Below are 12,126 nucleotides of genomic sequence, written 5' to 3'. Positions count from 1 at the left end.
ATTTGGCGGGTCAGTCCTGCGCAGCCGGCGAGACCTCCTGCGGCTTGGTCAGCAGCTCTCCCTCGCGGCGCAGGTGTCCTGCGGCGAGAAGATCCTGGAGGCTGCCTTGCAGCACCTCGCGCAGCTGGGCGCTGGTCGAGCCGAAGCCGAACAGGCGGGCGACCGCCTGGATCAGCTGGTCTTCCTCGGCGCCGTAGTTCTGCTCCACGACCTGCATGATGGCCGCCTTGATCTCGTCCGGCGGCAGCATCTCGGGCTTGCGCAAGGATTGTGATTGCACGTCCTCACGGGTTCGGACGATGATCGCCTGGCCGGGCACGGCGTAGAACGGACTTCCGGCGATCTGTCCCTTCGCAACTGCCGACGTCAGCGCCGCTCGCACGGCATCGCGGATGCGATTGCCGGCGCGGGCAAGGCCCCAGGCCGATCTGATCCGGACGATGATCTCCGATTCATGCACCGGCCCTTCCACGGCGACGATCTCGACGACGTGCCGTGTCATGTCGCCGAGCGGCGTCTCGTGCGGCTCGATCTCCCGACGCACGCGCAGCTTCGCCTCTTCATAGGGGGCCACCGTCGGTGCCTGTGCGAGGATCTCCTGAGGGCGCTCCTCGGCCTGCTCCGGCGCCGGCACGGCAGGGTTTGGCGGCGGCTCGGGGTGAGCTCGCGCGGCCCCCTGGTCGATGTCGTGCCAATGCGCCTTTGCCGCCTCGATCGCGCGAACAACCTTGTCCGTCTCTTCCTTGGGACGGAGAAACCAGTCGGTCGACCAGATGCGATGCAGCACCCAGCCATGAGCTTCCAGCACGTTCTGCCGCAGGCGGTCGCGGTCTCGCGCCGAACGGGACGCATGGTACTGGGCGCCGTCGCATTCGATCCCGAGCAGGAAGCGGCCGGGCTTGTCGGGATCGACGACAGCGAGATCGACGAAGAAACCGGCGGTGCCGATCTGGGTCTTCACGTCGTGACCGAGCGCCCGCAGCGTTGCGGCGACCTGCTCCTCGAACACCGAGTCGGGATCGCGCCCGGTCTCCTGCGCGATGCCGAGCTGCCCCGTCTGCGCGAAGGTCAGGAACGTCTTGAGCGCGGCGATGCCGCGGCCCTTGGCGCGCGACAGGTCGATGTCGTCGCCGGTGATCGAGGAGAACACCTCGCAACGGAGCTTGGCGCGCGAGATCAGCACGTTCAGCCGGCGCTCGCCGCCGTCCGAGTTGAGCGGGCCGAAGCTCATCGAGACGAAACCTTCCTTGGTTCGCCCATAGCCGATGGAGATGAAGATGACGTCGCGTTCGTCGCCCTGGATGTTCTCGAGGTTCTTCACGAAGAACGGCTCGCTGGCCCCGCGGACGAAGAAGCTCTCCGTTGCCGGGTTTTCCTTGCGCAGGATTTCGAGCTGATCCTGGATCGCCTGGCGCTGTGCCACCGAGAAGGTCGCGACGCCAAGGCTGCGGTCCGGCGTCTCGCGCGCATGGCGCATGACGGCCTCGGCGACGAGCCGCGCTTCCCTGGGGTTGGTCCGGCTGCTCCCGCGTTCGTAGTGTGCATCGGGGGTGTAGTTGAACTTCAATCCCATTCCCGCAACCGCATCGTACGGACTCGGCACGATGAACAGCCGGTTGTCGTAGAACTGCTTGTTGGACACGGCGATCAGCGACTGGTGCTTGCTGCGGTAGTGCCAGTTCAGCATCCGATGCGACAGGCCCTTGGCAAGGCAGAGGTCGAGGATGCTCTCGGCGTCCTTGACCTGGAAGGTCGGCTGATCCTCGTCGTCATTGTCCTCGTCGTCATTGCCCGTCAGCTTCGCGAAGAAGCGCGTCGGCGGCAGCTGCCGCTCGTCGCCGACGACCACCATCTGCCGGCAGCGCGCGACCGCGCCGAGCGCATCGACCGGCTCGATCTGCGAGGCCTCGTCGACCACCAGAAGATCGAAGGCGATCGCGCCGGGCTTCAGGAACTGTGCCACCGACAGCGGGCTCATCAGGAAGATCGGCTTGATCTGCTGGATGACCGGACCGGCCCGTTCCAGGAGCTGGCGGATGGGCAGATGATTGCGCTTCTTGGCAAGCTCGCCGTTCAGCACGCCGAGCGGCCCGATGCCGCCGGCGTTGCGCGGCAGGGCCGCGGCATGCTCGTGGGCGATCTGGTCGCGGGCCAGCTGCATGCGCGCGACGTCGAGCTTGCGGAAGCCGTCGACCAGCCGGTCGTGCGATTCGCCGTCGAAGCGCTTCAGCTCGGGATGCTCGGCGAAGATCACGCCGCGCATGGCGTCGTAATAGGACCGGTCGAAGGCGGCTTCGAGCGCGTCGCCCGGCAAGGAGCCGTCGAGCGCGCGGTCGGCCAGCGCGGCGAGGCCTTGCGCGCGCGCAAGGCGGACCCGGCCCATGAACGCGATCCAGCGGGTCAGGCGCTCGGTCGCGGTCTGCCAATCCGACAAGGTCTGCGACAGCTCGGCCAGCCGGATCTGGTCGCCGGTGTCGAGCGGGATGCGGGCAGGCTCCAGCTGGAGAAAATCGATCAGCCTGCCGAGTCCGGATCTCAGACTTGCGAGGCTGTCGTTGAGCTGTTCGATCGATCGCCGATCATCGGCCGACAGCGTGAGCTGCGCCAGCCGCTGGCGCGTGTCGTCGTTTGCGAACGGTTTGGGGAATGCGGTCCACCAGGTCGCCAATCTGGACAGCGCATCCCAGTCCGACTGTTCCTTCTGCCACGCCGTTCCGAAGGCGGTGCTGCCGGCGGCTTCGACCTCCGCGAAGGACCGGCGTGCGGCTTGCGCCGCGATGAGGCCGTCGAGCAGCAGAAGCCGCTGCTCGAGCGTTTTCGGCATCGGCACCTTCAGGTACGAGGCCAGCAGCGCCACCTGCTCGCGATAGCGCGGGCTGAACAGGCGCAGCCAGGAGCGGCCCTTCTCGGCGATGACCTTGCGGCACTCGGCGATCGGTGCATCCCAGGCGGCCTCGACGAAGGCGCTGTCGAAGGCCGTCCTCAGTTTCGCGTAGCGCAGCCCCTTGTCGATGATGTCCGTGATGAGGCCGGCCTGGCTCCAGATGGCATTGCGGAAGGCGGTCCGGTCGCACTCCGGCATCGCGGCCGCGGCCTGCGCAAAGGCCAGCACCGCCGCGGCATCGGCCAAGGTGGCCGGCGGCGGGAGGCCGAGCAGCGTGCCCAGGCGGGCCGCGCCTGTGGAGACGCTGCCGACAACATTCGAGATGTCGTCCAGCGATCTCCGCAGCTCGGTCATTTCGGCGGGATCGAGCGCGTCGCGGCCGACACCGCGCCACGGATGCAGGTGAGGCGCGCCGTCGGCCGCAATTCGTTCGGCGATCTCGGCGATCAGCTCGCGCCGCCGCTCCAGATCCAGGGGAGACCAGGACGGCGCCCCCTGCAACGGATAGGGAGGCTGCGCGGAGTTGTCTCCGCAGCGCACGAGATGACCGAGCAGCCTGAACGGTGTCAGCTCGCTCGGCTGATGCGGCTGGTGCATCATCTCCGCATGCCGGTTGAGGCCATCACGGCTGTCGGTCAGGCGCTGCACCAGCGTGGCTTCGCCGCGCGGGACCGCGACCTCGGCCGATTTGCAGCGCTTCAGCTCTTCGAGCAGAACGCGCTTGTTGGCCTTGTTGGAGTGCAGCTCCAGCGCGAGCGCGCCGAGACCGACATGCTTCAGCCGCCGGTGCACGACCTCGAGCGCCGCCATCTTCTCGGCGACGAACAGCACCGTCTTCCCCTCGGCGGCAGCCGACGCGATGATGTTGGTGATGGTCTGCGATTTGCCGGTGCCCGGCGGTCCCTTGACGACGAGGTCGCGTCCACGAACCACTTCCTCGATCACCACGGCCTGCGATGAATCCGCATCGACGACGTGGTTCATCGCCACCGGCTGGATGACGGAATCGATCTTGCCGTCGTCGGCCACGATCGGCTCCGCGCCCTCGAAGCCGTCCTGAAGCAGCGCTGCGATCAGGGGATGACGATCAAGGCCGCCATCCGCGGGCCAGTTGTCGGGGTCCAGATCGCGATACATCAGGAACTTGGAGAACGAGAAGAAGCCGAGGACGATCGCGTCCGCCCTGACCTCCCACCGCTGCTTGCTGGCGACCGTCTCCGCGACGCCGGCGAGATAGGTCGCGATGTCGACATCGTCCTCGTCGCCAAAATCCTCGATCTTGAGTCCGAACTCGGCGTCGAGCTTGGCCTGGAGCGAGAGGTTCGGCGACGGCGGCTCCGCGCGCGAGACCAGGTGAAACCGATCGGCGGCACTGCTGCGCTCGAGACGGACCGGCAGCAGGACGAGCGGCGCGAAGCGCTCGACGTCGGATTTGTCGTCCTCGAACCATTTCAGCAGCCCGAAGGCGAGATAGAGGATATTGACGCCCTGTTCTTCCTCGAGCGTTCGCGCGTCGTACCAGATATCCAGCAGGCGCTTCTGCAGCGCCTCCGATGACAGCCGGGTCTTGAGCCTAGTGTCAGGCTGCCGGGTCTCTGATTCCGAATCATCCTTGCGCTGTTCCACCTTGACGCTCGGCGCGTCGGACCGAGGTGCCGGCTCGCCCAAGGGCAGGGTGCCGTCCGTTTCCGCAGCCTCCGCCTTCGTCGGCAGGAACGTGAAGCGCTTGCCTTCGCCGAGAAGCTCGAACAGCGCAGCAGATCGCGCGCCGACGATGTCGATGGTGCGGATGGTCTTGGTCTTGAGCGGGATGTGCACGAGCCGGTTGCGCGTGCCCAGATCGAGCAGCGCGCGCCGGTCGGCCAGCAATCGGTCTCGTACGGATGTGGTTGCCACGTGCAATCCTCCTGCGATTCGAGGATTGCAACCCGGCATGATCGCGGTCAAGCATCCGGCGCGGTGGAGATGTGCTCGTGGAACAATGTTCGATCTCCCCGCAGAATTTCATCTCCCCATGAGGGGAGATGAAATTCGTATGCGGTTCACGCCGCAGCCTTGTGCCGTGCCAGTTCCGCCTTGTAGAGCTCGAACTCCTCGGCGATCGCACGCGCGATCGACGGCCGTGCGCGCAGGCGCTCGTAATAGGCCTTCACGGCCGGCCATTTCGCGAGCTGGACCGGCGGCGTTGCCATGGTCCAGTTGATCACGGTGACGAGATACGCGTCGGCGACCGTGAAATGATCGAGCAGATAGTCGCGATCCCGCAGGTGGTTATCGAGATGATCGAGCCGCGACAGGTTCTTGTTCAGGACATGGGCCTTCATCTCCTCGGGCGCGGTCTTGTCGAGGATCGGAATGAACAGACCCTTGTGCAGCTCGGTGCCGATGAAGCACAGCCATTGATGCAGGCGGCTGCGGTCCATGCCGGGGCCGGTGCCGAGCTTCGCTTGCGGGAAGCGATCGGCGACATATTGCAGGATCGCGGCATTCTCGGTCAGCAGGTCGCCGTCATCGGTGCGGAGCGTCGGGACGAGGCCGAGCGGATTGACGGCGCGGAAATCGGAGCCGTCGTTGAGGACGATCTTGGTCTTGGGGTCGACCTCGAGATAGTTCGCCGCGGCGCCGGCTTCGTAGAGCGCGATGCGGGTGGCGAGCGAGCAGGCGAGCGGCGAGAAATACAGGTCCATGGACGTCTCCCTCGGGCTCCGAACCGGAGCGTTGATTGATTTTTATACTGTCCCGCATAATATAAGGCCGGTCAAGGAATTTAGTGCGAAATGGTACAAAAAAAGAAGGGGCCGCCGCAGGGCGACCCGCCCCCCGATAAAGCGATCGAGCCGAAGCGGCGCGGCAGGCCGCGGGCGTATGAGCCGGAGGTCGCGCTCGGCAAGGCGCTCGACCTGTTCCGGTCGACCGGTTTTGCGGCGACCTCGCTCGACGATCTCAGCGCCGCCACCGGCATGAACCGGCCAAGCCTCTACGGCGCGTTCGGCGACAAGCGCGAGCTCTACATCAAGAGCTATCAGCGCTATCGCGACAACGCGCGCGCCCTCATGGGCGACGTCTTCAGCAACGATTGGCCGCTGCGACGGCAGCTCGAGCAGATCTTCGCCACGGCGCTCGACATCTATCTCTCGGGCGAGGAGGGACCGCGCGGCTGCTTCACGGTGATGACGGCCGGCTCTGAGGCGGTTGCCGATCCCGACATCCGCGCCATGGTGCAGAACGCGCTGACCGAGCTCGACAAGGCCTTCGCGCATTGCTTCCGCCGCGCCAAGGAGAAAGGCGAGCTGCCGGCCGGCGCCGACCCCGCCGTGCTGGCGCGGCTGGCGTCGGCGACAATCCACTCGATCGCTGTCCGGGCGCGCGCGCGGGTGCCGCGGCAGGAGCTGGAGGCGATCGTCGCCGGCGCGATCGATATGATGGTTGGCAACAAATAGCGGTTCAATATCCTCTGACGCGATCGACCAGGTTGCGCAGCGCCCCGCCGGCCTCGAAGGTCGCGATCTGCTCGGCGACGTAGCGCGAGATCGCGTCGGCGTCGGTGTCGGCCGCGTTGTGCGGCGTCAGCACCACCTTCGGGTGGGTCCAGAACGGGCTGTCGGCCGGCAGCGGCTCCTGGCCGAACACGTCGAGCGAGACCGAACCGAGGGTGTCGTCGTCGAGGCAGGCGAGGATGTCGGCCTCGTTCTGCAGGCCGCCGCGGCCGGCATTGATCAGGACGGGGGCGCCGAGCGGCGAGCTGCGGCGAAGCCGCGCGAACATCCTGCGATCCAGAATGCCGCGCGTATCCGGCGTCAGCGGCAGCAGCGACACCAGGATGTCGGTCCGCGCCAGGAACGCATCGAGCTGCGCCGCGCCGTGGAAGCATTCGATGCCGTCGGCCTGCTTGGCGCTGCGGCTCCAGCCGGCAACCTGGAAGCCCAGCCGCTTGAGCACCTCGGCCGCGTCGATCCCCAGCGTGCCCAGTCCGAGAATGCCGACGCCGATCGCGGCCGCCGGCCACTTGTACTTCGGCGCCCAGCGCTTCAACCGCTGCGACTCGCGCAGATACAGCTCCTGGCGATGATGCATCAGCACGTGCATCACGACATATTCGGTCATCCGCGCGGTGAGATCGTCGACCGCGACGCGCGCCAGCGGCACGCTCGGCAGCGTCTTGTCGGCCATCAGCGCGTCGACGCCGGCGCCGAGGTTGAAGATCGCGCGCAGGTTCGGGAAGCCGGCGAGCTCGCCGGGCACCGGTTTCCAGACCGCCGCGTAATGCACGTCGGCCGGATCGAGGCCGGCATCGGGCAGCAGCACCACCGGGCGGTCGCCGCAGACATCGTCGAAACGCGCCTTCCAGCGCTGCGGCGACCAGTTGTCGGTGCCGCCATGGATCAGGAGCGCCAGCGCGCCTTTGGTCATCGGAGGGTCCTCGAGCTTATGTGACGCGTTCCACATACCAGATCGTGCGGGCAGGCCAATCTCCGGCCATCAACACGGAGACATCGCCATGCGCAAATTGCTTCTCGCCACTGCTCTCGTCATCGCATCCGCCTCGGCCCAAGTCCCGGCTCAGGCCCAGACCATCGACGTCGGCTCGATCCTGTCGGCCAACGGCATTTCCATCGGCAAGGGCGGCAGTCAGCCGCAGGCCGGCAGTCAGCAGGGCGCCGCGGCCGGCATGGCGCAAGGTGCGGGTGGTCAAAGTGCCGCAGGGCAAGGGCAAGGTCAGGGGCAAGGTCAGGCCCAAGGTCAGTCGCAGCGCCAGGCCGGCCGGGCCAAGCAGCCCCGCGAGAGCGCACAGGAGACGCGGGCGCGCAACATCGCGGCCAAGTACGGCATCTCCTGGTAGGCCGGTCGTTCCGGCCTGCGGAACCGGCGAAAATTCTTCGCCGGTCTGTCGGCTCCGGGCATACTCCGCCGTCTTGAAGACGAATGGAGATGCCTTCCGATGTTGTATGCGCTGCTCTGCTATCATGACGAGGACGTCGTCTGCACCTGGAGCAAGGACCAGGACGCCGCCGTCATGGCCAAGCTTGCCGTTGTGCAGGAGAAGCTCGCCAAGCAGGGGCGGCTCGGGCCGGTGGCGCGGCTGCTGCCGACCACGGCCGCGACGACCTTCCGGAAGGAGGATCCGCCGCTCGTCATCGACGGTCCCTACGCCGAGACCAAGGAGCAATTGCTCGGCTTCTATCTCGTCGACTGCGCCAATCTCGACGAGGCGCTCGAGGTCGCGCGCGAGCTCGGCGAGGCCAATCCCGGCGGCTCCTACGAGATCCGTCCCGTCGGCACGTTCAGGCCGGGCGGAGCGCTGGCATGAGCGACGCGGCCTGGATCGATGCAGCCCTGACATCAGCACGTCCCCAGGCCGTCGGCGCGCTGCTGCGCTATTTCCGCGACCTCGACACGGCGGAGGAGGCGTTCCAGAACGCCTGCCTGCGCGCTCTGAAGAGCTGGCCGCAGAACGGGCCGCCGCGCGATCCCGCGGCCTGGCTGATCATGGTCGGACGTAACGCTGCCATCGACGATGTCCGCCGCGTCCGCCGCGAGCAGCCGCTGCCGGAGGACGAGGCGATCTCCGATCTCGACGATGCCGAGAGCGCGCTGGCCGACCGGCTCGACGGCTCGCATTATCGCGACGACATCCTCCGACTGCTGTTCATCTGCTGCCACAAGGACCTGCCGGCGACCCAGCAGATCGCGCTGGCGCTGCGCGTGGTGTCCGGGCTGACGGTGAAGCAGATCGCCCGCGCCTTTCTGGTCGGCGAGACCGCGATGGAGCAGCGCATCACCCGGGCCAAGGCGCGCGTCGCCCAGGCGAACGTGCCGTTCGAGACGCCGGGCGCGGTGGAGCGATCGGAGCGCCTGACCGCGGTCGCCGCCATGATCTACCTGATCTTCAACGAGGGCTATTCGGCCAGCGGCGAGACCGCTGCGCTGCGCCAGCCGCTGTCGGAGGAGGCCATCCGGCTGGCGCGGCTGCTGCTGCGCCTTTTTCCGAGCGAGCCGGAGATCATGGGGCTGACGGCGTTGCTGCTGCTGCAACACGCGCGCAGCGCCGCCCGCTTCGATGCGGAGGGGATGCCGATCCTTCTCGACGACCAGGATCGTTCGCTGTGGAACCAGCCGATGATCGCGGAAGGCGTAGCCCTGATCGACAAGGCGATGCGCCATCGCCGCAGCGGACCGTATTTGATCCAGGCCGCGATCGCGGCGCTGCATTCGCGCGCCGCGCGCCCGGAGGACACCGACTGGACCCAGATCGACCTGCTCTATGGCGCGCTGGAAGTGGTGCAGCCCTCGCCGGTGGTGACGCTCAATCGCGCCGTTGCGGTGTCCAAGGTCCGCGGCGCTGAGGCGGCGCTCGACCTGATCGCGCCGCTCGAAGGGCGGCTCGCCAACTATTTCTATTTCTTCGGTGTGCGCGGCGCGCTGCTGATGCAGCTCGGGCGCACCGACGAGGCACGGATCGCCTTCGACCGCGCCATCGCGCTGGCGCATAGCTCGGCGGAGGCCGCGCATATCCGCATGCAGCTCGACCGGCTGATGCGCGATGGTGCGACGGCTCGGGCTCGGGTCGGCCAGTGAAATTCTGCCGAGATTCGATCTAAAATTCTGCACCGGGCTGTCGGTGGCACGCTCCTTCATTCGTCCTTGGAGCAGCATCACGGGGGAGGAGCTGCAGATGACGACGATCACCTTGGAAGAACCGGTCTCGCGCGCCGAATTGTGGAGCGGGCGCATCCTGAGCGGGCTGGTGACGCTGTTCCTGCTGTTCGACGGCGCGATCAAGCTCGTTCCTCTGCCGGTCGTCACAGAAACGCTGGACCAGATGGGCTATGGTGCAAGCGACGCCATGGCGCGTGCCCTCGGCCTCATCACGCTTCTCTGCACCGTGCTCTATATCCTGCCGCCGACATCGTTCGTTGGCGCGATCCTGCTGACAGGCTATCTCGGCGGCGCCATCGCCTCCCATGTCCGGATCGGCAGTCCGCTGTTCAGCCACGTCCTGTTCGGCCTCTATCTCGGGCTGATGCTGTGGGGCGGCTTGTGGCTTCGCGACCGCCGGCTGCGCGGACTGCTGCCGCTCTCGCGCTGACGAATGATCTTTCAACCAAGGAGGATGACGATGATCTGTCCCTATCTGACGTTCAACGGCGATTGCGAACAGGCGTTGAAACACTACGGCGAGGTGCTCGGCGCCAAGGTCGACATGATGATGCGCTATGGCGAGGCGCCGCCAGAGATGCCGTCCGCGCCGGAGCACAAGGACAGGATCATGCATGTCCGCTTCTCGATCGGCGACGGCGTCCTGATGGCCTCGGATTCGCCGCCCGAATATTATCAAGGCAAGCCGCACGGAATCTCGGTCTCGCTCCAGATCGCAGACCCGGCCGAGGCCGAGCGCAAGTTCAACGCGCTGCTCGCAGGCGGTGCCGTCACCATGCCGTTTGGCAAGACCTTCTGGTCCAAGGGCTTCGGCATGGGCGTCGACCGCTTCGGCATTCCGTGGATGATCAATTCCCCGGCGGACGGCTACGCGGCGTGACGCCGCTAGCGGCACGAGGCGTACATCGCCTTGAGCTCGCGCCCGCGCAACAGCAGAAGCCGCGACGTCAGGCCGCCGCGGCGCTCGATCCAGCCGCGCACCGGCCTGGGATAGGTCTGCAGCACCAGCTTGGAAGCCTCGGGTTCCGCATAGACGCGGCCGCGCCGGTCGACCGAGCGTGCGGCGTGGAAGCCGAGGGTGGCCCGCCGCGTCACGCAGATGCGGTCCTCGGGCACCACGCTGAGCACCAGCGTGCAGGCCGACAGGCAGGGCCCGTCGATGATGACCCGCTCGCCGGAGGCGCGCACCTTCTCGAACAGATCGAGGAACGGACCCACCTCGCCGCCGGGCGAGGAGATGATGCGGACGTCGGCGCGCGCCAGCATCGTCGCGATCCCCCACAGGACGGCCGCGAGCAGCAGGGTCAGGATGATGCGCATCCGGCTCGGCATCGTTTCATGTGTTCCTGCGTTGGCCGCGCAAGGTCGGCAATCCGATTCCCGCGGCATCGAAGCCGCCATCGACGGCCAGGATCTGTCCGGTGATATAGCTGGAGCGTTCGGAGCTGAGAAACAAGATGGCCTCGGCGAGCTCGTCCTCGAGGCCGTAACGATTGAGCGGAATGGCGTCGTGATAGTCGGCGCGGATCTCCGGCGTGTGCACGTCCTTGGCCATCGCGGTCTCCACCGGGCCGGGCGCCACCGCGTTGACGCGGATGCCGGCGGACGCGAGCTCGACCGCGAGCTGCTTGGTCAGATGCGCCAGCGCCGCCTTGCTGGTGCCGTAGGCGGAGCGCAGCGTGGAGGCGCGGACGGCCGAAATCGAGGTGATGTTGACGATGGTGCCGCCGTGCTCGCGCATCAGTGGCACCGCGGCGCGCGTGCACAGAAACGGCCCGGTCAGGTTGACGTCGAGGATGCGTTGCCAGTCGGCTTCGCTGGTTTCCATGATCGGGGCGAAGCGCGCCACGCCGGCATTGTTGACCAGCGCATCGAGACGACCGAACCGGCCGGCAATGCGCGCCAACGCATCGGCGACCATCGCCGCGTCCGCGACGTCGCAATGCAGCGCGAGCGTTCGATCGGGGGATTTGAGTGCCGATGTGGCGTCGTCGAGCAGCGTCTTCTCGATGTCGAGAAGCGCCACGCGCCAGCCCTCATGCAGAAATCTCTTTGCTGTCGCCAGCCCGATGCCGCGTGCCGCCCCGGTGATCAGGGCGACCTTGTCAGTCAACGTCGTCGTCGATGTTTCCGTCACAGGGGTCGACTCCTCGGGCCGGCAGTCCGGCTCTTCTCGTCGTTGAGTCCTAACATGCGCTGCGCGGATCGGCTGTGAAGGCCGTCACATCTGTCAGTGTACGTTCAATCCAGCTCCACGCGACGCGTATAGCCAGCGAAGTTCGTGGGCGTTGTCAAACAGCCAGGGGTAGCAGCGGGCACATCGGTTCGCGTTTTCGCGGTGTCAAAGCATCCGAGTCGTGCTCGCCTTGGTCTCCCTCCCGATCGGAGGGAGTAGGGAAGACCGGGAGCTCGCCGCCCCATGCTCCCGGCGGGAAAAATGCAAGGGGCAGGAACCACAAGGTTCTGCTGAGACATCACGGCCTCCCTGCGCGATGGTCTGACGGCTTCTACGCGCTCTTGTGTGTTCGAAACCTGCCAGAATGTGCGAACGGGCGGTTCTGACCAACCGCCCGTCGCTGGATCTG

At 66.7% G+C, this 12,126-nt stretch carries 11 protein-coding genes; 6 read left to right on the top strand and 5 right to left on the bottom strand.

What is annotated here, in order from left to right; all coding sequences use genetic code 11:
• Positions 1-10 precede the first annotated feature (10 nt).
• Both ACQR1F_RS30555 and ACQR1F_RS30550 read right to left on the bottom strand, forming a co-directional pair.
• Positions 11-4,819, bottom strand: coding sequence for a DUF3320 domain-containing protein (locus ACQR1F_RS30555; protein WP_434914439.1), 4,809 nt, complete (start codon positions 4,817-4,819; stop codon positions 11-13).
• 107 nt (positions 4,820-4,926) lie between these two features.
• Entirely contained in the window at positions 4,927-5,571 is a 645-nt protein-coding gene (locus ACQR1F_RS30550; protein WP_434848066.1) for a glutathione binding-like protein, read from the bottom strand.
• A gap of 90 nt (positions 5,572-5,661) precedes the next feature.
• Between ACQR1F_RS30550 and ACQR1F_RS30545 the strand changes: the two genes are divergently transcribed.
• Positions 5,662-6,324 carry a TetR/AcrR family transcriptional regulator gene (locus tag ACQR1F_RS30545; protein WP_434914438.1) on the top strand — a complete coding sequence of 221 codons (663 nt, stop codon included), beginning with the start codon at positions 5,662-5,664 and terminating at the stop codon, positions 6,322-6,324.
• A 4-nt stretch (positions 6,325-6,328) separates the two neighbouring features.
• Here ACQR1F_RS30545 and ACQR1F_RS30540 read toward each other — a convergent pair whose 3' ends face one another.
• Complete coding sequence (locus ACQR1F_RS30540) at positions 6,329-7,294, bottom strand: 2-hydroxyacid dehydrogenase (protein WP_434914437.1); 966 nt, start codon at positions 7,292-7,294, stop codon at positions 6,329-6,331.
• A gap of 88 nt (positions 7,295-7,382) precedes the next feature.
• On the opposite strand from ACQR1F_RS30540, the gene ACQR1F_RS30535 reads away from it, so the two are divergent.
• The 5 genes from ACQR1F_RS30535 (at position 7,383) to ACQR1F_RS30515 (ending at position 10,421) form a co-directional block, all read left to right on the top strand.
• A complete protein-coding gene (locus ACQR1F_RS30535; protein ID WP_434837945.1) occupies positions 7,383-7,724 on the top strand; it encodes a hypothetical protein in 342 nt (113 codons plus the stop codon).
• Between the two features lie 99 nt (positions 7,725-7,823).
• A complete protein-coding gene (locus tag ACQR1F_RS30530; protein ID WP_315802570.1) occupies positions 7,824-8,192 on the top strand; it encodes a YciI family protein in 369 nt (122 codons plus the stop codon).
• Complete coding sequence (locus tag ACQR1F_RS30525; RefSeq protein WP_434884638.1) at positions 8,189-9,460, top strand: RNA polymerase sigma factor; 1,272 nt, start codon at positions 8,189-8,191, stop codon at positions 9,458-9,460. Before ACQR1F_RS30530 ends, ACQR1F_RS30525 begins: the two co-directional genes overlap by 4 nt.
• Positions 9,461-9,557: 97 nt before the next feature.
• Positions 9,558-9,971 (top strand): DoxX family protein, encoded by a 414-nt coding sequence (locus ACQR1F_RS30520; RefSeq protein WP_315802572.1) that lies wholly within the window; start codon positions 9,558-9,560, stop codon positions 9,969-9,971.
• A 30-nt stretch (positions 9,972-10,001) separates the two neighbouring features.
• Positions 10,002-10,421, top strand: a complete 420-nt coding sequence (locus ACQR1F_RS30515) for a VOC family protein (protein WP_315802573.1) — start codon at positions 10,002-10,004, stop codon at positions 10,419-10,421.
• 5 nt (positions 10,422-10,426) lie between these two features.
• On the opposite strand, the gene ACQR1F_RS30510 is transcribed toward ACQR1F_RS30515, so the two are convergent.
• Together ACQR1F_RS30510 and ACQR1F_RS30505 are read right to left on the bottom strand one after the other, a co-directional pair.
• Positions 10,427-10,873, bottom strand: coding sequence for a hypothetical protein (locus tag ACQR1F_RS30510; protein ID WP_315802574.1), 447 nt, complete (start codon positions 10,871-10,873; stop codon positions 10,427-10,429).
• A gap of 4 nt (positions 10,874-10,877) precedes the next feature.
• Positions 10,878-11,678: an SDR family NAD(P)-dependent oxidoreductase gene (locus ACQR1F_RS30505; RefSeq protein WP_315717595.1), complete on the bottom strand. Its 801-nt coding sequence runs from the start codon at positions 11,676-11,678 to the stop codon at positions 10,878-10,880.
• Positions 11,679-12,126 lie beyond the last annotated feature (448 nt).

It is taken from the genome of Bradyrhizobium sp. HKCCYLS3013, assembly GCF_051167615.1.
Lineage (GTDB): Bacteria > Pseudomonadota > Alphaproteobacteria > Rhizobiales > Xanthobacteraceae > Bradyrhizobium.
This window is presented reverse-complemented; position numbering and strand designations above follow the sequence as displayed.